The sequence below is a fragment of the Paenibacillus senegalimassiliensis genome (assembly GCF_001486585.1).
Taxonomy (GTDB): domain Bacteria; phylum Bacillota; class Bacilli; order Paenibacillales; family Paenibacillaceae; genus Fontibacillus; species Fontibacillus senegalimassiliensis.
Genome location: NZ_LN909046.1, coordinates 236,492 through 262,998, shown reverse-complemented (window position 1 = coordinate 262,998; position 26,507 = coordinate 236,492). Strand labels below are relative to the sequence as shown.

Below are 26,507 nucleotides of genomic sequence, written 5' to 3'. Positions count from 1 at the left end.
AGGCATTAGGTTTCAAGGGGGCAGTCCATGAACAAGACAGATCGTTTGTTAGCCATCGTGCTGGAGTTGCAGAGCAGGCAAACAGTACGTGCCGAAGATTTGGCGGCATTATTTGAGACCAGTGTGAGGACCATCTATCGAGATATTCAAGCGCTCAGCGAAGCTGGCGTGCCGATTAGAGGCACTACTGGCACAGGCTATTCCTTAATGGAAGGATATTTTCTTCCTCCGATCAGTTTTACCATCGAGGAAGCCGTAACCTTGCTTATAGGAACAGAATTTATCGAGCAACAATTTGATGATCAATATCGGGATAGGGCTAATGTGGCTAGAAGGAAAATCGAGATCACTTTATCAGACACTGTCCGCAGTGAGACCGCGCATATACGTAAATCCCTACGATTGCTCGCTCCTCGCAAAGAGATAGCTCCGTCCAACGAAAGAGAGAATCTCAATAAGATACGCCAAGCTCTATTAGATGGACGAAAGATTAGTTTTCATTATTGGAAAAGCATTCCTGATTCCACGGGGAATCGCCATAGCAAACGTACCGTTGCTCCTTATGGTCTTGTATTTATTGAAGGGTCCTGGATGCTTGTAGCCTGGTGTGATCTACGTCAAGGCATCCGCCACTTCCGATTGTCCCGAATGGCTGAACTTCTCGAACTGGACGAGAGATTTGAACTTCCAATGGGCTTTGACTTAAGGGAGTATGCCCCTCCAGATGATCGCCACTTGCAAGTCTTCCTTCGATTTAATCGTGAAATAGCAGATAAGGTCAAGGAATCGAACTATCATTACATAGATGATATGAAAGAGCATCAAGATGGATTGGATGTGGTCTTACGTATTCGTCAGGTGGATGATTCGCTGCAGTGGGTGCTTGGCTGGGGAGCGAACGTAATTGTGCTTGAACCGGAGGCCTTCCGAAATCGGATTTGCGAGGAAGCCCAAAACATTCTAAAACGCTACTGACATAATGCTGTCAGTAGCGTTTTTTTATAATGGACAATGTAGATGTAAAGCAGACTGATAGACAAAGCTATGTTTTGCAACAGTCAAGCCAATATTGGGAAGGATGTTATGTTATGAATTTTGCTTCTGTACGCATCATTACTGACGATGTAGATCGTCTCGTCAAGTTCTATGAGAAAGTTATGGAGGTTTCGGCGGAGCGCCCTGCGCCCGTCTTTGCCGAATTCGTTACGCCATCGTTCACCCTTGCAATTGGTCACTCTCAAACGGCGCAGCTATTCGGTGCGGATTCCGTAGTGGCGGCCAATAATCCCACTGTCATTATGGAGTTCCGCATCGACGATGTTGAGGCCGAATATGTACGCCTGAAGCCATTTGTCGAACATTGGGTAAAGGAACCGACCACGATGCCATGGGGTAATCGCTCCATGCTGTTCCGCGATCCTGATGGTAACCTCATCAATCTCTTCCAGCCAGTAACAGAGGATGCGATTAATCGATTTAAAGACAGACATTAACGAAATGACGAAATAGAAAATACTAATGCATTCAATTCAAACTCAAACAGCGCGCATCGATCGAGTATCGGTACGCGCTGTTTGTGGATATCCACTTATTATGCATGAATAGAGTAAGTTGCTCCTGCTTCCGTCTCGAACCGTTCGCCTTCGCCAACGACGGTACCATCGGGCTTCCAAAGTTTTAATCCATTTAGCCCCCGTACTGTGCACCAGCCTCCCACGACGGATAAGAGAGTCGCTGACGTCAGTCCATTATTCTCCCAAGCCAAGTCGACTGTAAATCCACCCCGAGCCCTCAGGCCGCTAACGAGTCCGCAATCCCAAGTCTTTGGCAGGGCTGGCAGCAAATCGATTCCATCCATATGGCTCTGCACCAGCATTTCGACGATCCCCGCCGCACCGCCAAAGTTGCCGTCAATCTGGAACGGAGGATGATCGTCGAACAGGTTCGGATAGGTAGAACGGGACAGCAGTGTATTGATAAACTGATGGGCCGTTTCTCCGTCTCCCAGGCGAGCATATAGATTGATTAGCCAAGCACAACTCCATCCTGTATGTCCACCGCCACTCTTGATCCGTGCGTCAAGCGTCTTTCTGACCGCTTCGGCCCATTCCGGCGTATCCCTTACGGTGATTACATCCCCCGGGTAAAATCCGTACAGATGGGACACATGCCGATGCCCTGGCTCAGCCTCAGCAAATGGTTCACTCCATTCCTGAATTCTCCCGTCCAGCCCAATCTTCGGCTTGACCATACGCTCCAGCACACCTGACAGTTCCTCGCGCCATTCCTCATCCAGATCAAGCAACCCGGCAGCACGAATCGTGTGCTCCAATAACTCGCGAATCAGGAACAAATCCATACTGCTTCCTGCCGACACACTGCATGGCTCCCCCTCAGCCGTCAGGAATTTGTTCTCCGGCGAGGTAGATGGAGCCGTAGTCAGTCTTCCATCAGGGCCTTCAATCAGCCAATCCTGACAGAACTCGGCCGCCCCCTTCATCAAGGGGTACGCTGTCTCCCGCAGAAATTCCTCGTTCGGCTCAAAGGCATAATGCTCCCACAAATGCCGGCATAGCCACACGCCACCCATGGGCCAAAAAGCCCAGCTTGCTTCGCCATCGGATGGGATGGATTGACGCCATACGTCTACATTATGATGTGCTACCCAACCTCGGCTGCCATAATGGATTTTTGCCGTTCTTGCCCCGGTGACACTGAGATCGCGAATCAATTCAAACAACGGCTCATGACATTCGCTCAAATTGGCTATTTCCGCAGGCCAATAATTCATCTGAACATTGATATTGCTGGTGTACCCGCAGTTCCATGGAGGCTGAACCCGAGGATTCCATATTCCTTGCAAGTGAGCAGCTTCCGTTCCGGGTCTGGAACTGGTCATCAGCAAGTAACGCCCATAATGGAAATAAAGCGCTTCTAGCCCTACATCCCCGCCCCCCTCGCGGTAAGCGTCCAGACGCTCATCCGTTGGCAGAGGGTTGTCTGCGTGAGATAACTCCCCTATCTTGAGCTCCACGCGATTGAACAAACGCTGATGGTCCTGGATATGGCGTTGCCGAAGTTCTGCATAGCTTAGCTTTGCAGCAGCCGCAAGCACCGCGCGGCACTTCTCCGCAGGGTCTACATCTCCACTGCCTGGCATCACATCGTAACCAGCAAAATCCGTTGCTGCTGCCAGCAGCAGGGTTAGCTCCTTCGCTCCCTGTACAATCAGCCGCCCCGCTTCATCGTCAAATGATACTATCCCGCCGGTAGAAAGCACCTGCAACTGCACTTCAAAAGATATACCCAAGCCATCCTCATATAACACCGATTGCGGATGATCCTCACGGTAGTTGTCGGCAACGTGACTAGGCGCTTGCCCTTGCATTTTGAGATAAGCTGCCTGTGGCACGCTACCTATGCGATAGGGTAGCAGTGAATCAAGCGATGCCGAGATATCGATTGGCTGATCCCCTGTAGCCTTTAGGTGTACAGCCAGCACCTGATCCACAGCGCTCACCAGTACCTCACGGATATACACCGCTTGTCCAACCCGGTAGGTGCTAGTAGCAATGCCTGTCGTCAAGTCCAACTCCCGCTGGTATTCTGTCTCCTCACCTGCTGCCAAATGCTCGACACGCAAATTGCCAAGAGGCTGGTAGGACTCTGTACCGCGACCAAGCATGCCCGCATCAATTAATTGCTCTGCCTCTTTATATTTCCCGGTAAATATTAATTCCCTTGCCGGACCCAAATGTCGTAATGCATCATAATTCTGAGGGTCCCTTGGGAACCCGGACCATAGTGTATCTTCATTTAAAGCAATCAGTTCCTGGCGGGCGCCTCCGTATACCATTCCGCCGATTCGCCCGTTTCCGACGGGAAGGGCCTCCTCCCAACGGGAAGCAGGCTGCTTGTACCAAAGCTTCCATTGCCTTTCGCGCTGATCTAATCCCGTCATGCTACATGCCTCCATATGTTCAATAATTAAGAGAAAAAAGCCCGAAACAAACGGGCCTTTTCTCTAATCAAAATATGCGGTTTTTGCTACCAAGTCAAGAATTATTGAACATCTTTTCCTGTGAACAAGGATACTCTCTTCTTAACAAGTTCTGTGTATTCAGCTTCCATTTTCTCAGCACCGGCTTTATCCAGCTCGGCAAGGAAGTTGTCAAACACGGTGTCAAATTTATCCGGTGTAGTCAATACAGCCTCAGGAATCCGTTTGCGGATAATATCCTGGGTTTTTTGATAGATGACTTGATAGTCTCCATCTGTTGGTACTGGCATATTGTACAGGGCGCCCCATTCCTTCGGTTTAAAGTCGCCTTCTTGAGGGAACAGGTCCTTCCATGTGGTTGCGCCATAAGCGGCTAACGTTTCTTTTTCCGCTTCGGTATAGCCAGCAACGATTTGGTCAGGGAAGTTCGTGGTGTAATAGTTACCAGATGGGTCCTTGACACCGTCACCATAGTGAACAGTCATCGCGGTATACAAGCTGATACCCGATTCTTTATTGAAGTTGTTTGTGTCGTTAACTTTTCTGTTCTGGATTTCTTCCGGAACTACGCGCACACCGTTCTCAACATTGTAGTGCTTGCCTTCGATCCCCCAGTTCATCAGCACTTGCCCTTCATCAGAAGCAAGCCAATCCAGGAATTTAATCAGGCGAACCGGATCTTTAGCAGCCGTCGTAATGGCGATACCCGATCCATCCAGACCTGCTGGCTGGAAGGAATGGTCCACATAATCTTCATTCAGCGTGACAGGGAAATGCGCATAAGTGTAATCATCCTTGCCTGCTGCCTTCAGCGCATTTTCACCGTCTTGGTATTCCCACTCCTGGCTGATCAGGCCAAGTACGCGTCCACTAGCGATCTTCGCTTTGTACTGGTCATCCTTTTGGATAAATGTATCTTTGTCAAGCAGGCCTTCGTTGAACATATGGTTCAACCAACGGAAGTATTCTTTTTCCTCAGCACGCTTGTAGTGCAATTGCGTCTCATAGGTTTCAGGGTTTACATAGTATTCACCATCATCCGGAGCGCCTGTTGCCAAGAAGGCCGGGTTTGTTACGGTGATCATGATCTTCCAGTCGTCTGCATTTAATGAAAGCGGGATGGTTGGCTGGCCATCGGTTTCAGGATATTTTTCCTTATATTTTCTAAGGATGTCCTCAAAGTCCTTCACTGTGCGAATTTCCGGATAGCCAAATTCCTTCAGCACGCGCTGTTGGATTTCAAAACCGCCACCTGCATCAAAGGATTGTTGGTCAACCCCCATATTCGTAGTAATTTGATAAATGGAAGGATCTTCATTACTGTACTTCATACGATTGATGTTATCGCCCAGAATCCTCTTAATATTAGGGGCATGTTCTTCAATTAAATCAGTCATATCAATAATGAGACCTGCATCCACAAGCTTGGACAAGCTGCCTTTTGCAAAAATGAAATCAGGAACATCGCCGCTGGCAGTCATCAAAGCAATCTTTTGTTCGCCCCCGCCAGAGCCTACATCATATTCAGCTTGGATTGTAACTCCTGTTTTCTCCGTAATCGCCTTACCTACTTCATCCTGCATATTGTTCCAGTTTGGACTTGCATCGGCCCCGAAGAAGGTGAAGGTAACCGGACTAGTGTCTTCTGCACTTGCGTTTTGACCATTGTTCCCTGTTCCTGTGTTCCCATTGTTGCCCTCGGAAGCACTTCCCCCATTACTGCCACAACCACCAATGAGCAGTGTTGTTGCCAATAAAAGCGCGGCAAAAGTTCTTGGAGTTTTCCACTTCATATCTGCTTGCCCCCCAATTCATAATTTGTGATGCATATTGTATATCAGGCTTAGCCTGGGTATACCGTCACTTAATCTAACTCGCCCAAAAGTAAGGGCTTACAAAATAAATGTTTTTTTATCAACTTCCTTCTCGATTTGCAGGGCTGGAGGCTCTGCAAATCGAGGAGAAATAACCTAGGCCTTAACTGCTCCAAGCGTCATACCCGATACAAAATATCTTTGAAGGAACGGGTAGACTAGCAAGATCGGCAACGTTACAACAATTGTAATCGCCATCTTGATTGATTCAGGTGATACCTGAGCCATCAGATTCGCCATATCATTGGCGTTGACCATCCCCGAGCCTTGATTGGTGCTAGCGAGGACCTTCATCAATTCATACTGCAATGTTGTCAAGTTAGGTTTATTTCCGTTATACAGATAAGTATCAAACCAAGAGTTCCATTGTCCTACCGCCAGAAACAATGCGATTGTTGCCAATACCGGTTTACAAAGCGGCAAGATGACTCTGTAGTAAATGGTGAAATCATTAGCACCGTCCAGTTTGGCCGATTCTTGCAAGGCGTAAGGTAATCCATCGATAAAGGAACGAATAATGAATACGTTAAATGCACTTACGATACCTGGTAATACATAGATCCAGAACGTACCAATCAAGTCCAGATGACGCATCAACATGTACCCCGGAACCAGACCACCCGAGAAATACATCGTCAGAGCGAGAAAGGTCGATACAAACCTTCTGGAACGAAAATCGGGACGGCTAAGTGTATAGGCCAACATGGAAGAGCTGATTAACCCGAATATGGTACCGACGATTGTTCTTAACACAGATATTTTGAAGCCTTGGATCAAGCCCGTGTAGTTAAAAATTGTCCTATAGTTCTCCAGTGTAAATTCGCGAGGCCAGAGATAAATGCCACCTCGTACGGTATCCGTCGAATCGTTCAAAGAGATCGCAAGCACGTTAAGGAACGGATATAAAGTGACGATAAGGATAAGAGTCATTAAAATGATGTTAAAGATATCAAACAATTTTTCTGATTTTGTAGCGTTAAATGCTTTTGAAGCCGCCATCTTTTTCCCTCCTTTACATGATGCTTTCCTTCGTAGTTTTCTTCATAATGCCGTTTGCCGTGAGTAGCAACATAACACTTACGACGGAGGTGAACATACTGATTGCCGTACCGTAGGAGAATCGACTAATCTTTATCCCATAATTCAAAGCATAAAGGTCTAGCACCTCGGAATAATCCAGAACAAGCGAATTTTGAAGCTGAAATTGCTTCTCGAAGCCGATCCCAATCAAGTGGCCAATCGACATAATCAACAATACGGAGATCGTTGTTCGAATGCCGGGGAGCGTGATGTTCCACATTTGACGCAAACGCCCTGCTCCATCCACGCGGGCTGCTTCGTACAATTCTTTATCGATACCGGTAATCGCTGCCAGATAAATAATCGCGTTCCAGCCGGTTTCTTTCCATATATCTGAAGCGGTTACAATTCCCCAAAACCATTTCCCTTGAGCCATAAACTGAATCGGTTCATTGATAATTCCAGTTGTCAGCAAAAGTTCATTGACAATCCCTCCGTCGATGGAGAGCATCTTCGTAATAATCCCGCCCACGACAACCCAGGATACAAAGTGAGGCAGGTACGATACGGTCTGAACTGTACGCTTGAACATCGTTCCCTTCAGCTCATTCAGGAATACTGCAAAGAAGATAGGAACGACGAAGCCAAATATCAGACCCATAATACTCATGGCCAAGGTGTTTCTTAACACCAGATAAAAACGTTCATCCTGAAACAAGGTGACAAATTGCTTCAGTCCGACCCATTCTTGTTCACTGAACGACTTGGAAGGCTTGTAGTTCTGAAAAGCCATGGTCCAGCCCCAAATCGGTAAATAGTTAAATACAAAACACCAGATTACAAATGGTAAAGACATGAGATAAAGATATTTTTGTTGGACGAGAATCTGCCAGAAACCTTTCTTCCGCTTTTTTTGCGGAGAAGGGGTTACGCTTGAGAAATCAGATTTATTCTTAGCTGACAGCGTTTCCATTTGTCCAATCCCCCCCTTCATTTATAGTTTAATTTTAGATAAAAAAAGCGTTTTCAAATACCTGGTAGATTGATGCAAAAACCATATAAAAATTAGAGATTCAGGGGTAAAGTGAAAATAATCAGGGTTCCTTCTCCATACCTGCTATCCATGTTCAAGCCATGCTTCTCTCCATAAGTGAGGACCAATCGCTGGTAGACATTGCGCAGACCGATTCGGTTTTTCTCTGATTCTTCGGAAGCCATGATGGACTCCCTGACCTCTTCCAGACGTTCCGGTGTCATTCCCATTCCGTTATCCTTAACGCTGACTTCAAGCATCTCTTCCAGCCGCCGGATGCTGACCACTACCTTGACCCCGTCTTCCTTGTTTTCAACTCCATGTACAACGGCATTCTCCACAAGCGGCTGAATAATTAATGGAGGAATCCGAAAATTCATGACTGAGGGGTCCACGTCAATTTCATACTTGAGGCGATTCTCGTAGCGGAATTTTTGAATCTCCAGATAGGAGCTGACCATTTCAAGCTCTTCCTTGAGCATGATGTTTTCCCGGCCCACCTCCAGGCTTTTGCGCATCATCTTACCTAATCTGCGAACCACGTTGGCAATTTCCTGGTCACCCTTGAGATGCGCATTCATCCGTATGGATTCTAGGGCATTGAATAGAAAATGAGGGTTAATCTGACTGGCCATCATCTTTAGCTTGATTTCCCGCTGAGCCAATTCAAGCGAATTATTTTGCTCCGTCTTCTCTACAACCTGATCCATCAGTCGACGTATGCTTTCTACCATATAGTTAAATTGCCGGGATAGTTGACCAATTTCATCCTGACCATCAATTCGCGAGACCACCGTCAAATCTCCCAAGGCCAGTCGATTTAAATGCCGACTCAATCGAAGCAACCGGTTTGTCGTCAGGAAAGAAACGGTATAGACGAAGATGAAGGCAAGCAACAAGACCAGCAGAATAATGAACAACCCCATCAAGCTAACCGCATTCGCGTCCTTAACAATAGATTCGGTGGTAAATACTGAAATAAACCTCAGACCATTCATGCTTGAATCCGGTGTTAGTGTATCTATGACAAGATAAGCAGGCTCGCCTTGGCTCTCCACCTGGAGTGTTTCCTTTTGCTGAGTGCTAAGATCAATTCCATAATCAAGTTCGCCCAACGTTTTGCCGACAAGAGACGGGTTCTTGGCCGCAACGACCACTCCCATATCATCCGTGATTAGTGTCTCGAAAGGCTCCTGCTGTAGCATGCGATTCAGCTCTTCCTGATTGATAATAACCATTAGAACGCCGCTTTTCCGCGTACCTTCAAAGGATATCTGCCTAACCAAGCTAAGTCGCTTGACTGGGAACTCCTCAGCATCATCGATGTAAAACCATCCTATTCGCTTGCTCTCCATCGCTTGCTTAAACCAAGTCGCCTGTTCAATTCCCTCATTAATCGGGATAAACTCCAGATTGTTGATCAAAGTCGGGTTATCGTAATAGAAACGAATGCCTGAGATCTCCCGGTATTGGAGGATAAATTCGCGGAAATTATCGTAATTCAAATAGGATTTGGTCAATTCAAGCACGTCAGGATATTCTGTCTTGACCGCTGTCGCCAGTTCCCGATCCAGCATAATCATATCGGAGATATCGCTGGGCACCCGCAGCATCATAGCCGTACGCGTCTTTACCTTCTCCACGTTGTTCGTGGCTTGGGCAATCGCACGCTCCATGGCCTGATGGCGAAAATAAGCGGTAACGCCAACCCCAACGATAAGTACGGGGATCATCACCACCACAATATAAGAAATAAGAAGCTTATGCTTAAGCTTCAGGTTGTTGGTAGAACGGATAATTCTGTTCAGCATGGCCTCGCCCCCTCAAAGAGGTATTTCGAAAAAGTCATCTCTTGATACGAAAATATCCCCTAACACAAGGGGAAAGGGGATATTTCGGTTACTTCTAATATAATGTCGTTCAGCATAGCCGAGCTACTTATTTTAAGGTAATGACCACTTCAGTTTGTCCACTGAAGCTACCTACTTCAATGACACCGTTACTGGCAAGCACGCCCCCTTGTACGGAGGAGGCCTCGCCTAGCCCGTGAAGGGCAACTTGGAACGGTTTGCCTGCTCCTTCTGCGGATAACTTCACTGTATTTCCATTGCGTGAGACAGATACCTGGAGCTCACTTTCTCCCTCGATGTTGCGGACCGTACGTGACACGGTAGCCCCATCCTGAATTTGATAGAGGCCGAGTTCTACGCCATCGGCAAAGTCATAATCCGGACGGTTGTCGTTGGCACCCTTCGCCAGAATCGAATTCTCCCGTACAAACAGCGGTAACCCGAAGAAATCATATTTCTCCTTATACCATTTGCCGCCTTGGACCGCTTTCCCGGTAAGAAGATGCGTCCATGTTCCTTCTGGCAGATAGTAAGTGACCTCACCATGCTCGCTGAATACCGGTGCTACCAAGATAGAATCACCTAACATATACTGACGGTCCAATGTTTCACTACCCGGATCGTTGGGGAATTCCAGGAACATCGCCCGCATCGTTGGCACGCCTTGCTCTGTAGCTTGAACGGCAGTATCGAACATATAAGGCATCAAGCTACATTTCAGCTTGGTGAAGAACCGTGTAACATCAACTGCTTCATCATCGTAAACCCAAGGCACCCGGTAAGAGCTGCTGCCGTGCAACCGGCTGTGGCTGGATAGCAGGCCGAAGGCCAGCCAGCGCTTGAATACATGTGCAGGCGCCGTATTCTCGAAGCCGCCGATGTCATGGCTCCAGAAGCCAAAGCCGGAAAGACCCAGGGACAAACCTCCGCGAAGGCTTTCCGCCATGGATTCATAATCGGCGTAACAGTCCCCGCCCCAGTGAACCGGGAATTTCTGTCCGCCAACCGTAGCCGAACGGGCAAACAATGCGGCTTGATTCTTACCGACCTTCTCTTCCAGGGCTTCAAACACAACCTTGTTGTAAAGGTAAGTGTAGTAGTTATGCATTTTCACAGGATCGGAGCCGTCATGGTAGACCACATCCGTTGGAATCCGCTCACCAAAGTCGGTTTTGAAGCTGTCTACGCCCATATCGACCATCTCGCGCAGATAGCCCGCAAACCACTCGCAAGCAGCCGGATTGGTGAAGTCCACCAAGGCCATCCCCGGTTGCCACATGTTCCATTGCCATACATCGCCATTCGCCTTTTTCACCAAATAGCCGTTCGCTTTGCCTTCTTCAAACAAACGTGAGCGTTGGCCAATGTAAGGATTGATCCATACGCAAATTTTCAAGCCCTTTTCCTTCAGGCGTTTCAGCATGCCTACAGGGTCCGGGAATACACGCTCGTCCCATTTAAAATCTGTCCAGTGGAATTCACGCATCCAGAAACAGTCGAAATGGAATACATGCAGCGGAAGATCACGTTCAGCCATGCCATCCACGAAGGAGTTCACTGTAGCTTCATCGTAGTTGGTCGTGAAGGAAGTGGTCAGCCACAATCCGAAGCTCCATGCCGGTGGCAGCGAAGGCTTACCTGTCAGAGCCGTGTATTTGTTCAGGACCTCCTTCGGTTCAGGACCGTCAATCACGAAATATTCAAGCGATTCACCAGGAACGCTGAATTGCACCTTTTTCACTTTTTCCGAAGCCACTTCAAAGGACACCGCACCCGGATCATTGACCAGCACGCCGTAGCCTTTATTGGTTACATAGAAAGGAATATTCTTGTAGGATTGCTCGGAGCTTGTACCCCCATCCTTATTCCAAATATCCACGACTTGACCGTTCTTGACGAAGGACGTGAAGCGCTCACCCAAGCCGTAAACCCACTCGCCTACACGCAAATCCAGTTCTTCACGCATGTAAACGCTGCCATCGTTCTCAGTAATATGAGCCATCGATTTAGCCCGGCTACCGGTAATACGCTCTTCACCACGATAGAAGTCAACAGCCCATTGCGGACCTTTCTTGATACGTACGCTCAAATTGCCACTCTTCAATTCAGCATATTCCTCATGTTCGGCAATCTCCACATGGGCCCCGCCCTTGGCTATCTCAAAATGAGGACCATGGTCAGTTGTCCCGGCAAAGTGGATCAGCTTGACTCCAATAACACCTGGAAGCGGAGAATGAAATTGCATAGTCAGCAAAGTCGTATTAATCATGTTGCCCCGGCCAGCGATTGGCGTCGTTGACGCTGAAGCGACCAACGTGTTGTCCTGAATCATAAAATCATAAGCCTGTACCGCAGTATCAAGCGTAAATTCCTCGCGAGTCATCCAGTTGCCATCCGTAAATTTCATGTTACTTAGCCGCCTTTCTGATTTACATTGATAGATGGACATTGTCTTCTAGTGGAAAACGTCCTATACTTGCATTATACTGACACAACGGCTTATTAACTAACATAATCAAACGAAAATATAACACTATCTTGACGAGGTGAACTCACATGGATCAAGCGCTTCGCCGCTCATTGAAGGAAATCAAGGATCATGGCAGTCAGCAGCTTCCTTTTGGTACTTACTGGTACCGATACGGCCCCGGTGAACATGTCATTGATTGCCATTGGCATGATGAGCCTGAGTTCTTCTATTGTCTAGAAGGGGAAACGCTGTTCCAGGTAGATACCGATTACTTCCCGGTACGCGCCGGAGAAGCCGTCTTCATTGATGGCGGCGACATTCATGCAGCCCACGCTCACGGCAACGAAGGTTGTACGTTCTTCTCCCTTGTCTTTGATACGCAGCTTTTGGCCAGCGCTCATTATGATGCCGTTCAGGAGAATCTGGTGTTGCCCTTACAGGAACGCAGAGCCACCTTCCCTCGTCACATGCGCCGCGAATCGGCTGCAGACATCTCGCTGTTAGAGCATCTTCTGGCAATGATGCATAGTTGCAGTAATGAGACACCTGGCTATGAAGGCGTAGTCAAAGGACATCTTTATTTAATGCTTGCGGAAATTGCCGCGGAAGGCCGGGCTGTCAGCCGGGCTTCCACGGCCACCCGCAGCGAGTCCTCCAAAATTGATCGGCTCAAAACCGTTATTCTTCACATACAGGATCATTATAGCCAGCCAATTCGTCTGGCCGAGCTGGCGTCCTTAATCCCTATGAGCGAAGGCCAGTTCTGCCGCTTCTTCAAATCAATGACCCGGCAAACGCCGGTGGATTACATCAATTCCTACCGTATCCGGCAAGCAGCCGAAATGCTGCGTAATCCGGAGCGTAAAATTTCGGATGTGGCGCTGGAGGTCGGATTTGATAATATCAGTTATTTTATCCGTGTGTTCCGCAAGGCGATGAATTGCGCACCCTCTGAATTCCGCAAGAAGCTGAACTCATGATTAAGGTTCCCCATCCTACTCTACCTGGAACCAACTGATTTGCACCTCTCCTTGAAGATGTAAGTATAGACTGCGTCGACCGGACCAGCCGGATTCTGCCTGCCCTGCTACTGTCGTCCAGCCTTGGCGGCCACCCGTTGGGAGCACTTTGCAGTCAAGCACTTGCTCACCCTCCGGCTTATCCAGTGTCAGCACGATCTGGCCTCCGCCCTTATTTCCCGTAACCCGGGCAGTAAAGCGAGAGGCCCCTTCACCAAACTCCACATCATGAAAGGCAATCCAGCCACTCTCCTGCGCAAGTCTTACGCTGTCCCCACCCTCGCGGCATTCATCCAGAAAGACGCCGCTGTAATCATCATAGTTGGCTGCTCTTACCTGCTCACAGAGCGAACGAGATGGAACGGTCTCGCCCTGAACCTGGAACGTAGCTGACTCCGCTATAAGCCCGGAAGAGGGTCCAACCATAACGGTGTAGTTCCCCGTCTCAACACAATAACGATCCCGAGTAACATCCCAAAATGCCAGGTCTTCAGCCTTCAGAGTGAAGGACACAAGCTTTGTTTCTCCTGGGAGCAGATGCACCCGTGTAAAGCCCTTCAGTGTCTTCAGAGGACGAATAACTCTGGATTGTTCAGCTCGAGCGTACCACTGCACCACTTCATCACCGGCCCGATGGCCTGTATTCCGAATTTGCACACTCACTGCAATCTGACCGTCCGCTGTCACTTCAGCTTGATCCAGCGATAGTCCACTATACTCGAACGTTGTATAGCTAAGTCCATGCCCGAACGGATACAGCACCGATCCATCAAAATATTGATACGTCCGTTTTCCTTTAATAATGTCATAATCCATCAGGTCCGGCAGTTGGTCCACCGATTGGTACCAGGTCATGTTCAAGCGCCCCGCTGGATTGTAATCTCCGAACAGCACATCAGCTAGCGCCCGGCCATGCTCTTGCCCGCCATGGGACATGAACAGCATCGCTGGTACATGCTCCTCTTCCCAATTCACTGCAAATGGATAGCTGCCAACGATGACAACCACCGTTCGGGGATTGGCTGCATACACGGCTTGAATCAAAGCCTGCTGCGCCGGAGGCAGCACAATATCCTGGCGATCGATGGTCTCCTTGGCGTTGATGAACGGGCTGTTGCCCACGAATACAACGGCCGTCTCTGCCGCCTTGGCCGCGGCCACTGCCTGGTCAAGACCATTCTCCACAATCTCGACGAACAGTCGTCCCGCTTCGTCTTCCAGCCGTTGTTCATCTTGGGCAACCGTCAAACGAGCTTGCCCGTCCAGTATGATTGGTTTGCCATCCCATGATTTCATGGCTACCTTGCCCGACTCTTCTGCATCAAATCCGAATACTTCCTTGACGAACCACCCGCTCACATCCACTGAGGTGGATGTCAACACACTGTCATCGGTCAAAGTCACAAACTTCTTGCTGGCTAAATCATACAAAGTGAATTGTCCCCAGCCCCAATCATTACGCTCAAAGACAGCCGCTTGAGATGCATCCTCCACATTGGCTGTTAGCACAGCTTCCCCGCCTTCTCCGGAAGCTACGGCAATGTACTTGCCAGTAGCTGCGCAGCGCAGACGAATCCGTTCCAGCCCGGTCCCGAAGTGGACCTGCCCACTGCTCACCTTCTCCTGTACCCCTTGCAGTGGCGTAACTCGGTAAACCGGCGTTCCACTGTACCAGTCGGTGAACACTTCACCCGCAAGCGGGCCGATCAAAGCAACAGAGGAGGAGCCTTCCTTCTCCAGTGGCAAAATGCCATCATTCTTAAGCAATACGATAGACTCACGAGCTGCGGTTAAAGCCAATTTCGCATGCTCCGGTGCGCATAATTTCTCTGTTGGGGTCTGTCCATAGGGATTGCGTTCCACAGGATCGAAATCTCCCAAGCGGAACCGGACGCGGAAGGCATTGCGCAACGCACGATCCAAATCAGCTTCGTCCAGCAAGCCTTGCTCCAATGCGTCATGCAGAGCCTGGAACATGATGGGCTCGTCATCGGTCAGGCTATCCAGTCCTGCCTTGATCGAGCCAGCTACGGCCTGAGCATAGGAATCTACATATCCATGCTCCAGCACGGTCCCCATTACATCACCAGCATCGCCTACGACAAATCCGTCCATGCCCCATTCGCCCTTGACGATCTCATTCACTTCCGTGTTGAAATTGCACGGGATGCCGTTAATGCCATTGTAAGCCGTCATCATTGACCCGGCTCGCCCCTCGCGGAAGACTTGCTCAAATACCTTCAAATAATATTCCCGCTTGTTTCTCGGGTCGATGCTGACCGAAGCACTACCCCGATCTATCTCGTTATTATTGCCATAGAAATGCTTCAGGGAAGCAACTGCCTTATAGTAGAAGGGATCATCCCCCTGCAGCCCCTTAACCAATTCCGTAGCTAAGGTTCCTGTTAAATGAGGGTCCTCGCCATAGGCCTCTTCCGTACGACCCCAACGCGGGTCCCGTTCCATATCAACTGTTGGCGCCCAAATCGTTAATCCGTTAACCACTGGGTCCCGGTCAAAATACACCCGTGCCTCATCCCCGATGACCGAACCGATCTGATGCAGCAATTCGGCATTCCAGGTACAAGCGAGTCCCGTATTTTGCGGGAACACCGTCGCTTCGCCCAGCCAGGCCACGCCATGCGCTCCTTCCGTACCTTGCTTATGTCCCTTCACCCCAAGGCGCGGAACGGCTACCTGATGCTGGCACATCAGTTGGATTTTCTCCTCTACCGTAAAGCGTGACACCAAGTCATTTACCCGCTCATCTAATGGCAAATCCGGATTCTGAAAAGGATACTGATTCGTATTGGCTGCTGTCATAGAGTTACCTCACTCTCCTACACTATAATTTTACTGTAAGCGCTTAACAAAATAACGTCCTCACAGGCATATTCTTTTACTCCACCCTATCATAACTTGCCATTAAAGCGCTTTATACACGGCAGATTAGATATGTTTTCATGTGAAAATATCGCATTGGTCAAGCCCTAAATTTTGTAGGCATTGAAATGAGCCTGGGGCTACAAGTTGGCGCCATTTCTCAATCAAACCTTCTTCTCGTCAAAATTTTCATAAAAAGGCACCCCTTATATTTCATTGAAATACCCAAGGGTTCTGGGTTCTCCAATGTTTATTCTAAGGGGTGCATTTTTGACACTTCCATTTACCAAGGAATGGCTTCTTTTTTTGCTTTACGATTTAAAGATAAGGCATGCTTGAATGATCTGATTCGTTGAAATAATACATATGCATAACAAGCAAAAGAGAAAATGATTCTGGAAGAAGCGAAGCGTTCGCCTTTGTGAATGGATTTCTACCTCATAATAATTAATTAAATAAGAGAAATCCATGAGGGGCAGCGATCGGAAGAACATTTTCTCGTCTGCTTCTTTGTATAGTTTATATATTAAACGAATTGGAATGACTTATAGGATAATCTCGTCTTATGCATGGTTGGACTGCTTGCGGTAAGCAGATGGACTGGTCCCGACATACTTGCGGAATTTGCTATGAAAATAGTCCACGTTCGTATAACCAACCTTTTCAGCTACCTGATAGACCTTGAGTCCTTCCTCCAAATACGTCTTGGCCTTCTCGATCCGAACCTTATCAATATACGTATTGAAGTATTCTCCCGTCGTATTTTTGAACAGCTTGCCTAAATAGGCACTATTATAATTGAAGATGCTTGATAATGTCTCAAGCTTCAAGCTTTCATTGTAGTTGCGATGAATCAGATCTAGCATAATCTTGACCTCGCGATGCTTGCTATCTTCGCCAAGCTGGCTCATAAGCTGCTCCAGCAAGCTTTCCGCCTTATCATACAAATCAAGAATGGTGCGTGCCTTCTGCATTTCTGCAAAGGCTCCGGTAAATTCCTTTTGCCGACCTGGCTGACCCGAAGACTGATCAAGTACCTTGTGCATAATCGTTGTGAGCAGTTCAGCGAACCTGTCTTTGATATCTATCTCGGACAATGCCTCATCCATATACAACTGTCCCAATTCTGGCAACAGTGTCTTCACTGCTGTACGATTACCGATATCCACGGCAAAATATAGCTGGTCGCCCAGTTCTTCAGCCGTTCGTGCCTCTCCTTGTCTGGCAGCAGCACTGGCTTGCAGCATACCTGGCATTAATACCTCTCCGTGATCCAGTACAAACTGCTGCCGAATCAGCTCATATGCGGTGCGATAAGAATGGCGCGCTTCGGCCAGATTGGTCACTTTGTCGCCCAAAGCTATGGAGAAATACGCACCACATCCGCTAAGCGCCTGGCTAATGCTGCGATAGATTCCTTCCGTCTCCACCGACAACAACGGCTCCTTAAGCAGTACGCCCAGCTTGGCATGGATGGAGAACACCCAACCTCGTTCGGATTGTTCAAATAAATGGATTAGAGCCTTACGTGCGGCTGCATCCGTACGTGCCTCCGCTTCCTCCCCGGCTTGGAGCGAGAGCAACATAATTTGAAATGCCTTACCTTGGATGCCTACTTGCCCGGCTCGCTCATACAATTGAGCCGACTGCTCTTCCCCAAGACCCTCGTCCATGACGATCGACTGAATCAGCGCTTCGCGGTTCCAGTCAGAGGTCACGCGCTTCCACTGCTCGGAAGCCTTCTCTTCCTCGATGACCCGTTTGATGTTACGCAAATAATCCAGCAGTTCATCCTCATCAACTGGCTTGAGCAAATAGCCATCGGCGCGTTGTGTCATGGCGGTCTTGGCATAATTGAAGTCAGCGTAACCACTAAGAATTAAAATATGCAGGAGCGGGTCCTGCATACGCAATCGTTGAATCAATTGAAGTCCATCCATACCAGGCATGCGTATGTCAGCTAACACCAAATCCGGATCATGTATTTTATATTTATCCAGCGCATCTTTCCCGTTAACCGCCGTATCAACAACCTGATACCCTTCGGCTTCCCAATCAATGAAAGTTCGCAAGCCTTCACGAAGCTTGGGTTCATCATCAACAATGAGCACTTTAATCATCCTACATTCCTCCAGCCGGAAAATAATATTGGACCTTCCAGCAAGCGACATAAAGCGTTTACATTCAATTATAAGATAATTTTGCAATTTACAACAAACATTATCATGTTCATTTGTAGCACTATTTTGATGAATGCTAACTCAAATCAGACATAACAAACAAGGCTGCCCTCGCCATTAGCGATTAGAGCAGCCTTGTGTATTTATTATTATCCTTCCTCGAACAGCTTCTGAACAACCGACTCGGTTATGGGCAGATCATAAACACGAAGCTCATCTATTAAGCCCTGATAAGGAGGGTCCCACCAGTTTACGCCCAAGCTGAATATGCCTGTTCCTTCCGTGAAGACGTCCGGGAACCCGTTCCCGCTAAACGCAAGTGCTCCGTTCACATATACCTTCACTGCACCGGCGTCTACCGTAAAGACGACATGATGCCATTGATTAGCAGCCAGCCGCGAGCCCGTACTGCCGTCATACCAAGCTTCTCCTGACCAAAGCATGGTATTGTTGTCCCAGGATTCCGGAACAAGACTAATCCAACTGGCAATGGATTCGGCACCAAAGAAGCTCGTTGTAAATGGAGTGAACTGCGCGGGGTTCAACCATAATGAAACGGAGTATTGATGACCCATGATTAAGCCATCTGCAAGGCGAACACCTGAAGTTCCGTCGAATTGTGCAGCCCGTCCTCGCACTCCATCCGTATAAGTCAGCGTTCCCCCTTCTACATCCAGCTTCTCTCCAATGATCTGCCCCGCAGTAAAGCTCCCTGTCGATTCAGACAAATCCCCATTTAGTCCATAATGTGCTACTAATCCGTAGTTGATATCAATTGGAGCTACCACAATAGAGAAGGATTTCGTCAAGCATGCCTGCCCCTTGGTAATCGTAGCCGTCAGTACCGCCTTGGCCTCTCCGTCACCAGGATCTGGCGGATAAATGATGCCTGTATGGGAAATGACAGCCAGGTTGGACGTTGCCCATGAAATTGTGGACCCATGAGTCCCTTGCGTCGGCAGGTTTAAGTTACTCATCACTTGACTGGTATCACCAAGACTCAAATCCTTCTCCACAGCCTTCACAACTTGCCAGTCACTCCGTACCGGCTGCTTGATGCCCCATAAGGTCTGACCTTGCTCCGTCATCGTTGTAAAAGTCAGCGTAGTCCCGCCCCTATCGGCATCCCAGCCAATGGCGAATACTCCATCATATACAATTCCATCGATTGTAAGCACCGCTTCATAAGCATCGTTCAAGGCCCATGTCCCGGTATGGGTACCCGAGAGGGTATGGTCTTTATTCAGCGAGACATACACCGATGTCGGGATTTCTCCGGAATAGTCAAGGCCATGGCGCACCAATTCATAATCTCCGACGATCTCTGACTCCTTGATAGGCCGAAGTGTTTCCCCGGCATAGCGCAGCGGGGCCATCACCAGCCAGTCATTCTTGGTCATGAACAACTGGTGGATTCTGAGTTCATGCCGTTCTCCTTGCTGCGGAAATCTGGTATGGAAGACGGAGAAATATTTGCCCGACTCCTCATCCTTATACAGCGAGTTGTGACCCGGGGATGCATAGCCGTAACCGATTCCCGTGCCGGGAGCGCCCGCTTTACGGTCAAACAAGAAATTACCAACCATTTTGATGCCGTAATGGGTATTGTCGGTATTCGCAGGCAGTACCGCATCCTGCCCCGCAGCATCAAGATAAGGGCCATCCGGCTGTTCCGCCCGGAACTGGCGGATGTTATAACCGCCACCAGCCCCCAGCCAACCGTACGATACGTTTAAATAGTAGTAACCCGTTTGGGCATCGTACAGAATATAGGGACCTTCGCCGGACTTCGTGTGTCCTCCGGCAATCTTTGTACCAAAATACCGATCCACTAATCGTCCATCAGGCGTTACTCCATCCTGACCAGGGTAGATTACCTGCCCTGTAGCCGGGTCCAACTCTACAATGAAGATTCCACCTGACCAGGAACCGTAGGTCATCCACAGCTTGCCATCAGCATCAAAGAACAGGGCAGCATCGATGGCATTCGGATACAGGGCATTATTGTAAGAACCGTCACCATTGAACCAACCCGGATTAGCCTCTGCCAGTTCACCTTCCTCCATCAGTTCTTTAATATTGGTATTCGTCCATTTCTTATCAACCTGACTATCAGGATCGTACGCCGTATCCTGCGTAAACCCGGAATACAGCACCGTATCTACGTACGTATATGGCCCTTCAAGATTTGAGGATACGGCATAACCGATGGCCGAGCGGATGTAGGTGGACGACACGCTATAATACATCATGTACGCTCCCCGTGTGCCGTCCTTATTGACGTAATGTTCGTTCCACATGACAGCCGGGGCCCATACGGCAAATCCCCCTTTACTGTCAGCATCATTTTCCCCCGCCCATAAGAACGATTCCGATAAATTGGCCGACAAATCGTCAAAGAGCTGATTCCCCGGCGTTTGATAGCCATTCGTAAAAGAGGTCCACTGTAGAAGATCCGCAGACTTGGCCGCCTCGATATGTGAGCCAAAGGCATAATAAGAGTCTCCTGCCTTGACAATGTTCGGGTCATGAACCGATACGTTGCGGAATTCAGGCGACAGCGTCTCCAGCCACATCCCTCCGTTCTTCACTTCATCTGCTTCCTGCGATTCGCCAGACGCACCATCACTGGCCCAGCCTTCAGCAGGTAGAAGCAGTATAAGCAACACAAGCACAGCCAGGCATCTGCTAAGACTTCTCATCCTTCATCCCTCCTTCTTGAATTAAGACATTCTGCCGTTCATTGAATGACTAAAGTCACCAGCGACATCGGGGGCAGCTTGGCCCGCAGCAAACCTTTCTCGGTTCGGATATCACGGAACGGAACAGGAACGACCGTATTAGGCTGATCAAACGTGTTGTGGGCGTTCATTGCGGTAGCGGTCAGCATGGTTCCGGTGATTGACGACGGCTCTGCTTGATGACCACGAAGCTCCAGACTGATAGACGCTTCATGCCGAGGGTCCATATTGACCAGACTGATTTGAATAGCGCCTGCCTCGCTTCGGGATGCAGAAACAGAAATTTGCGGTAACTTCCCGCCCTCTTCCATATAAACCTGCGAGGACAATGCCATCTCCAGCCGCTCTGCACCCTGATGGACTTTGAACATATCAAAAGCATGATAGGTCGGCGTCAGGAGCATGTTTTCCCCCTCAGTCAATATCATGGCTTGCAGCACATTCACAGTCTGGGCAATGTTCGCCATATGCACCCTGTCGGCATGCTGATGGAAGATATTGAAGTGGAGCCCCGCCACAATGGCATCACGAATCGTATTCTGCTGATAAAGAAAACCCGGATTGGTGCCCGGCTCAACGTCGTACCATGTACCCCACTCGTCAATGATCAAGCCTACCCGCTTGTCAGGGTCATAGCGATCCATGATGGTGCTGTGCTTGGTAATCAATTCATCCATGTGCAGCGCTTTCTGCATGGTGATAAGCCACTCCTGCTCCTCGAACTTCAGCGCCGAGCCTTTGCCAAGCCAGAAATCTCCGGGAATTGTGTAATAGTGCAGGCTTAATCCGTCCATCAGCCCCCCGGCTTCCTGCATCAATACCTCGGTCCAGCGGTAATCGTCGACATTGGCCCCGCCAGCTATTTTATAAATACGTTGCTCTCCATAATGGCGAACAAAGGTTTGATAGCGGCGATAAAGGTCGGCATAATATTCCGGTCGCATATGGCCGCCGCAGCCCCAGCTCTCATTGCCTACACCGAAATAAGTCAGCTTCCATGGCTCCGTCCGGCCGTTCTCCTTGCGCCAAGCCGCCATCGGCGACTCGCCGTCAAAGGTCATGTATTCCACCCACTCTGACATCTCCTGCACCGTCCCGCTACCTACGTTCCCGCAAATATAAGGCTCGCATTCCAGTAGCTCGCAAAGCAGCATAAATTCATGGGTTCCGAAGTGATTGTTCTCAACGACCTCACCCCAGTGGGTATTGACCATACGCTTACGATTCTCCCGCGGGCCGATGCCGTCCTTCCAGTGATATTCGTCGGCAAAGCAGCCCCCTGGCCAACGAAGCACCGGCACTTTAATTTGTCTGAGCGCATCCAGCACGTCATTGCGAATTCCTTGGATATTGGGAATGGGTGAGTCCTCCCCCACCCAGATTCCCTCATAGATGCATCTCCCCAGATGCTCGGCAAAGTGACCATATATATTTTTGCTAATAACTCCCCTGGTTACGTCCGTTTGAATGATTACCTGGTTCATAATTTCCTCCTCCAAGTGCAAGTTCACTTATCCCTTGATTCCTGAATTCAGGTTGATGGATTGGATGAAGTATTTCTGTGCAAAAACAAACAGTAAAAGTGTAGGAATGATCGCCAGCATGGCCGACCCCATCAGTTGTCCAATCATACGGTAATTCCCGTAAATATCCTGGAGCAGCAACAGCCCTGCCGTAATCGGCATTTTGTCCACGTCCGTATACACAATGACAGGCCAGAGAAAATCATTCCACGAGCCCACGAACGAGAACAGCCCGCATACGATAAGAATCGGCTTGATCAGGGGCAAGATGACCCAGAAATAAATGCGAAAATCTCCTGCCCCGTCAACCCGGGCCGATTCATCCAGTTCTGTCGGAATTCCCCTCAGGAATTGTCTGACCAGGAAGATGTTGCCCATACCGGCCAAGCCAGGAATAATCATCGCCCAAGCCGTGTTCACCCAGCCGAGAACATCAATGATTTTGTAGGAGGGAATGATGTTGACGACCCCTGGGAAAAAGGAAATGCCAAGCAGCGTAAAAAACAAGGTGTCTCTCCCTTTAAATTTCATCCGCGAATAACCATACCCGGTCACGGAGATGATGACGAGCACCAGGAAGGTGTGCATCACCGCAATAAACACAGAATTACTGAGCCACCGCAAGATCGGGGCTGTCGAGGTGTTCTCCAAAATCGTTACGTAATTATCCAGAATCCAATTCACCGGAAATAGTCGGAAGCCTGTGGATACCACCTCTGCTTGAGAGCGGAACGAGGTCGAAATTCCGAACAGCACGGGGATAACCCATATGACGCACAGCATAATCAGATATAAATACGCGATATATTTGGAAATGCTTATTTTTTTCAACATCTGCCTACCCTACCTCTCGGTCTCCATAATCCCACAGCATTCTCCCATTCAATGGGCATTCCGGTTCATCACATAATATTGCAATGCCGATATGACCAAAATGACTAATCCCAGCAGCACCGCCATCGCGGAAGCCATCCCGGCAATAGATTCTCCGTGCCCAAATGCCAACTGGCGAATATACATCATCAAGACATGGGTGGTTTGCCTTGGGCCTCCATCCGTCATCATCAGAGGTTGGCCAAATACGTTAAATGCTCCCGCCGTCGTCATGACAAAGGTGAAGATCAACGGGAAGCGAATGGACGGTAGCGTGATGCTTATAAATTTCCGACCTGCCCCTGCTCCATCCATCTCCGCAGCTTCATATAAATCTCTCGACACCCCGGCAATGGAAGCCCGGTAGATGATCATATTCCCGCCGACGCCTCCCCACACCGTGATGACAAAAATGATGATCCAGGCATAAGGCTGTGTCGCCGGCCAAGCGGCTTGAGAGTGGAACAGATTGCCCGTAATCCCCAGTTGCTTGTTGAAGATCAACAGCCAGATTAAAGCCGCAGCCGAAATGGAGATTAAACCGGGAATATATAGAAGGGCCTGGATGAATCCCTTCATGCGAACCTTCTTATGCTCGAGCGCAACCGCTACGGAGAGCGGGATGACGATGAGCAGGGGAACGCTGATGCCAACAAAAATCAAGGTGTTGCTTAATCCGTTCACGAATTGGTTGTGGAAGGTGGAGCTTTCATCGAACAAAATCGCTTTGTAGTTGGCCATGCCTACCCAGACAGGATCATTCATCAGATTCCATTGTGTGAATGAAGCATAAATCCCATAGAGAGTTGGAATGAGAATAAAGATCAGGAACAAGATCAGATGAGGGCCGACAAAGACAAAAGGTGCAATGGATTTCTTGTTCATCATCACGGGGTTCCTGCCGCGCCACTGCTCTCTGCAATTTTGTCTTCCACAAATTTCTGCATCGTTGCCAGTGTCTCATCCAGATCCACATTACCACGCACGATATCGGCACAATACGTATCCACTGCTTCCGCCACGTAAGGGTAATATTCATAGGTATAGATGTAGAGCGATTCTACTTCCTTCTCATTCGAGGTAAAAAACGATTGCATGAATTGATCATATTCAGGACTCTCAATCACCTGCTTGCTGGCAACGATCTGCCCTGCCTTGGCCCATTCCAGCGAATTCTCACGGATAAATTCCAGGAAAGCACCAACCCCGGCCTCTTTCTCATCCGTACGTTGATCGTTCTTCAACATCGCAAATAAATGGGATGAAGCCCGGTTCGTGAACTTATCCGGGGTTGCCGAATAAATGTTAGTTACGCCAAAGTTCAAGCCTTCTACCGCAGCATGAGCCGTCGAGCTCCATGTCCCATCCGTGGAAAACAACACATTGCCAGCCTGGAACATTAAATATCCATCTTCACCGAAAGGAGTCATTAACCCCGCGTCGGCAATTTTCTTGACTTCCTCGAAGGCCTGCTTCATGACCGGAGTATTGACCGCAGGCTTGCCGTTCTCCTGAATATCCCCGCCCAGGTTCTGAATCTGCGCCATGATGACCCAGCCAAGCAGGGCATCGTTCACCACGTACTGATCCGGCTCCATCTTGCCTTGAAGAGACAGCATTTCCTCAATGGTAACTACATCATCGTCCAGAAAAGACTCCACTCCGTACTGCTTGAGCAGGTCCTTGTTGTAGTACATGGTGTTGCTGTGAATATCGAGGGGAACGGTATATTGCGTACCTTCAATATTCCCTGTGGCCCAGGCCTGCGGCAAATAATTCGCCTCCGTGATCTCCGGCTGTCCAGAGATGGCTGCGCCCATAGGCTCCAATACCCCTTGCTTGACGAAGCCAGGGACGCGGTCCGCATGAATGATGGCCAGATCAGGAACGCCCTTGCCCGAGTTGAGCACGGTGGAGATTTTGGTATACATATCTGCGGTAATGACATGTTTGATCTTAAACTCCGGTTCGGTCGCATTGTAATCCTTGACCAATTGATCCATATAAGCACCATCATCACCAGTTAGAGGTGTCCAGAAGGTGATGGTATTCTTGTCCGATCCGCTTCCGCAGCCTGCCAATATTGTCATGCTGCCAAGTATAAGTACAACCATAATCAGTGCCATTTTCTTTGCTTTCATCGTCTTACCCCCTATTGCAATTTAGGAATGATCCATGCATAGGCGGAGCAGGTCCTGCCTGTACACTAGCCTTTGACTGCTCCGGCCGTCATCCCGTCGATAAAGTATTTCTGAAAAGCTACAAATAACAGGAAGATAGGAATGATGGAAAAAAAGGAACCGACAATCAGCAAATCGTAGTTATTTCCGTAAGGCGTAAGCAAGGTTTTCAAGCCGATAGGCAATGTGTATTTATTGGCATCACTCAGTACCATGAAGGGCCAGAGGAAATTATTCCAGCTATTCATCCCGTTGAGAATAGCCATTGCTGCAAAAGAAGGCTTCATAATCGGCAGAATCAGCCGCACATAAATGGCGTATTCATGGGCACCATCCACTCGCCCCGCCGCAATGATCTCCTTGGGAACTCCCCGCAAATACTGGCGGAAGAAAAATATCGTAGCTGCGCTGGCTATTCCCGGCAACACAATGGCGGAATAGGAATTCATAAGCCCCAGGTTATGGGTTAGCGTGTATAAGGGCAGCAGCAAAATTTCGAAGGGAACCATCATAATGAGCAGTACGCAAACGAAGAGAGCATTTTTCCCTCGAAATTCATAAGCCGAAAATCCATAAGCTACGGTGGCACTAACGAGGAGCGTCAGTACGACCTGCACTACCGTTAGCAGCAGTGAGTTAAAGAACCAGACGAAATAAGAATGACTACCAGTGAACAAGTAGACAAAATTATCAAGGCTCATGACCGACCAGTCGAGACGCAGGTTCAAGCCATAGCGAATCAGATCCTCTCCGGGCTTGAAGGAGGCCAATGCAACAGCATAGAAAGGAATCAAGATCAAGATGCACAACACGGCAAAGAACAGAAACAACAAAATGCGAAGTGGCAGTCCTTTTCTCATG

Annotated in this window: 17 protein-coding genes; 3 read left to right on the top strand and 14 right to left on the bottom strand. The window is 48.8% G+C overall.

Annotated features, from left to right (window positions below):
- Nucleotides 1–27: 27 nt before the first annotated feature.
- Together BN3279_RS15200 and BN3279_RS15195 are read left to right on the top strand one after the other, a co-directional pair.
- Nucleotides 28–975 carry a helix-turn-helix transcriptional regulator gene (locus BN3279_RS15200; protein WP_059052030.1) on the top strand — a complete coding sequence of 316 codons (948 nt, stop codon included), beginning with the start codon at nucleotides 28–30 and terminating at the stop codon, nucleotides 973–975.
- A gap of 113 nt (nucleotides 976–1,088) precedes the next feature.
- Complete coding sequence (locus BN3279_RS15195) at nucleotides 1,089–1,493, top strand: VOC family protein (protein ID WP_059052029.1); 405 nt, start codon at nucleotides 1,089–1,091, stop codon at nucleotides 1,491–1,493.
- 98 nt (nucleotides 1,494–1,591) lie between these two features.
- Here the strand turns inward: BN3279_RS15195 and BN3279_RS15190 are convergent, their stop codons facing one another.
- The 6 genes from BN3279_RS15190 to yicI all read right to left on the bottom strand — a co-directional run bounded on the left by BN3279_RS15190 (nucleotide 1,592) and on the right by yicI (nucleotide 12,184).
- A complete protein-coding gene (locus BN3279_RS15190) occupies nucleotides 1,592–3,961 on the bottom strand; it encodes a glycoside hydrolase family 95 protein (RefSeq protein WP_059052028.1) in 2,370 nt (789 codons plus the stop codon).
- A gap of 101 nt (nucleotides 3,962–4,062) precedes the next feature.
- Nucleotides 4,063–5,793, bottom strand: coding sequence for an ABC transporter substrate-binding protein (locus tag BN3279_RS15185; RefSeq protein ID WP_059052027.1), 1,731 nt, complete (start codon nucleotides 5,791–5,793; stop codon nucleotides 4,063–4,065).
- Between the two features lie 177 nt (nucleotides 5,794–5,970).
- A complete protein-coding gene (locus tag BN3279_RS15180) occupies nucleotides 5,971–6,873 on the bottom strand; it encodes a carbohydrate ABC transporter permease (protein ID WP_059052026.1) in 903 nt (300 codons plus the stop codon).
- Between the two features lie 13 nt (nucleotides 6,874–6,886).
- On the bottom strand, nucleotides 6,887–7,867 hold the full coding sequence (locus tag BN3279_RS15175; RefSeq protein ID WP_059052025.1) for an ABC transporter permease: 981 nt from the start codon (nucleotides 7,865–7,867) through the stop codon (nucleotides 6,887–6,889).
- 92 nt (nucleotides 7,868–7,959) lie between these two features.
- Nucleotides 7,960–9,738, bottom strand: coding sequence for a sensor histidine kinase (locus BN3279_RS15170; RefSeq protein ID WP_059052024.1), 1,779 nt, complete (start codon nucleotides 9,736–9,738; stop codon nucleotides 7,960–7,962).
- 127 nt (nucleotides 9,739–9,865) lie between these two features.
- The gene (gene yicI, locus BN3279_RS15165; protein ID WP_059052023.1) at nucleotides 9,866–12,184 is read right to left on the bottom strand and encodes an alpha-xylosidase; all 2,319 of its coding nucleotides are present in this window, start codon (nucleotides 12,182–12,184) and stop codon (nucleotides 9,866–9,868) included.
- 149 nt (nucleotides 12,185–12,333) lie between these two features.
- Between yicI and BN3279_RS15160 the strand changes: the two genes are divergently transcribed.
- Nucleotides 12,334–13,227, top strand: coding sequence for an AraC family transcriptional regulator (locus tag BN3279_RS15160; protein WP_059052022.1), 894 nt, complete (start codon nucleotides 12,334–12,336; stop codon nucleotides 13,225–13,227).
- Nucleotides 13,228–13,242: 15 nt separating this feature from the next.
- On the opposite strand, the gene BN3279_RS15155 is transcribed toward BN3279_RS15160, so the two are convergent.
- From BN3279_RS15155 to BN3279_RS15120, 8 genes are all read right to left on the bottom strand, one after another.
- Nucleotides 13,243–16,089 carry a glycoside hydrolase family 3 protein gene (locus BN3279_RS15155; protein ID WP_059052021.1) on the bottom strand — a complete coding sequence of 949 codons (2,847 nt, stop codon included), beginning with the start codon at nucleotides 16,087–16,089 and terminating at the stop codon, nucleotides 13,243–13,245.
- Between the two features lie 623 nt (nucleotides 16,090–16,712).
- Complete coding sequence (locus tag BN3279_RS15150) at nucleotides 16,713–18,269, bottom strand: response regulator transcription factor (protein WP_059052020.1); 1,557 nt, start codon at nucleotides 18,267–18,269, stop codon at nucleotides 16,713–16,715.
- A gap of 209 nt (nucleotides 18,270–18,478) precedes the next feature.
- On the bottom strand, nucleotides 18,479–21,031 hold the full coding sequence (locus BN3279_RS15145; protein ID WP_059052019.1) for a LamG-like jellyroll fold domain-containing protein: 2,553 nt from the start codon (nucleotides 21,029–21,031) through the stop codon (nucleotides 18,479–18,481).
- Between the two features lie 38 nt (nucleotides 21,032–21,069).
- Nucleotides 21,070–22,554, bottom strand: a complete 1,485-nt coding sequence (locus tag BN3279_RS15140; RefSeq protein WP_059052018.1) for an alpha-N-arabinofuranosidase — start codon at nucleotides 22,552–22,554, stop codon at nucleotides 21,070–21,072.
- 27 nt (nucleotides 22,555–22,581) lie between these two features.
- Complete coding sequence (locus BN3279_RS15135) at nucleotides 22,582–23,427, bottom strand: carbohydrate ABC transporter permease (protein ID WP_059052017.1); 846 nt, start codon at nucleotides 23,425–23,427, stop codon at nucleotides 22,582–22,584.
- 48 nt (nucleotides 23,428–23,475) lie between these two features.
- On the bottom strand, nucleotides 23,476–24,351 hold the full coding sequence (locus BN3279_RS15130; RefSeq protein ID WP_059054447.1) for a carbohydrate ABC transporter permease: 876 nt from the start codon (nucleotides 24,349–24,351) through the stop codon (nucleotides 23,476–23,478).
- 2 nt (nucleotides 24,352–24,353) lie between these two features.
- Nucleotides 24,354–25,607, bottom strand: coding sequence for an extracellular solute-binding protein (locus BN3279_RS15125; RefSeq protein ID WP_059052016.1), 1,254 nt, complete (start codon nucleotides 25,605–25,607; stop codon nucleotides 24,354–24,356).
- A 65-nt stretch (nucleotides 25,608–25,672) separates the two neighbouring features.
- Nucleotides 25,673–26,506: a carbohydrate ABC transporter permease gene (locus BN3279_RS15120; protein WP_059052015.1), complete on the bottom strand. Its 834-nt coding sequence runs from the start codon at nucleotides 26,504–26,506 to the stop codon at nucleotides 25,673–25,675.
- Nucleotide 26,507: the final 1 nt, after the last annotated feature.

What these genes read in the sequence shown, in the direction of transcription:
- BN3279_RS15200 (WP_059052030.1), top strand. Translation starts at nt 28, where the DNA reads ATGAACAAGACAGATCGTTTGTTAGCCATCGTGCTGGAGTTGCAGAGC.
- BN3279_RS15195 (WP_059052029.1), top strand. Translation starts at nt 1,089, where the DNA reads ATGAATTTTGCTTCTGTACGCATCATTACTGACGATGTAGATCGTCTC.
- BN3279_RS15190 (WP_059052028.1), bottom strand. Translation starts at nt 3,961, where the DNA reads ATGACGGGATTAGATCAGCGCGAAAGGCAATGGAAGCTTTGGTACAAG.
- BN3279_RS15185 (WP_059052027.1), bottom strand. Translation starts at nt 5,793, where the DNA reads ATGAAGTGGAAAACTCCAAGAACTTTTGCCGCGCTTTTATTGGCAACA.
- BN3279_RS15180 (WP_059052026.1), bottom strand. Translation starts at nt 6,873, where the DNA reads ATGGCGGCTTCAAAAGCATTTAACGCTACAAAATCAGAAAAATTGTTT.
- BN3279_RS15175 (WP_059052025.1), bottom strand. Translation starts at nt 7,867, where the DNA reads ATGGAAACGCTGTCAGCTAAGAATAAATCTGATTTCTCAAGCGTAACC.
- BN3279_RS15170 (WP_059052024.1), bottom strand. Translation starts at nt 9,738, where the DNA reads ATGCTGAACAGAATTATCCGTTCTACCAACAACCTGAAGCTTAAGCAT.
- yicI (WP_059052023.1), bottom strand. Translation starts at nt 12,184, where the DNA reads ATGAAATTTACGGATGGCAACTGGATGACTCGCGAGGAATTTACGCTT.
- BN3279_RS15160 (WP_059052022.1), top strand. Translation starts at nt 12,334, where the DNA reads ATGGATCAAGCGCTTCGCCGCTCATTGAAGGAAATCAAGGATCATGGC.
- BN3279_RS15155 (WP_059052021.1), bottom strand. Translation starts at nt 16,089, where the DNA reads ATGACAGCAGCCAATACGAATCAGTATCCTTTTCAGAATCCGGATTTG.
- BN3279_RS15150 (WP_059052020.1), bottom strand. Translation starts at nt 18,269, where the DNA reads ATGATTAAAGTGCTCATTGTTGATGATGAACCCAAGCTTCGTGAAGGC.
- BN3279_RS15145 (WP_059052019.1), bottom strand. Translation starts at nt 21,031, where the DNA reads ATGAGAAGTCTTAGCAGATGCCTGGCTGTGCTTGTGTTGCTTATACTG.
- BN3279_RS15140 (WP_059052018.1), bottom strand. Translation starts at nt 22,554, where the DNA reads ATGAACCAGGTAATCATTCAAACGGACGTAACCAGGGGAGTTATTAGC.
- BN3279_RS15135 (WP_059052017.1), bottom strand. Translation starts at nt 23,427, where the DNA reads ATGTTGAAAAAAATAAGCATTTCCAAATATATCGCGTATTTATATCTG.
- BN3279_RS15130 (WP_059054447.1), bottom strand. Translation starts at nt 24,351, where the DNA reads ATGAACAAGAAATCCATTGCACCTTTTGTCTTTGTCGGCCCTCATCTG.
- BN3279_RS15125 (WP_059052016.1), bottom strand. Translation starts at nt 25,607, where the DNA reads ATGAAAGCAAAGAAAATGGCACTGATTATGGTTGTACTTATACTTGGC.
- BN3279_RS15120 (WP_059052015.1), bottom strand. Translation starts at nt 26,506, where the DNA reads ATGAGAAAAGGACTGCCACTTCGCATTTTGTTGTTTCTGTTCTTTGCC.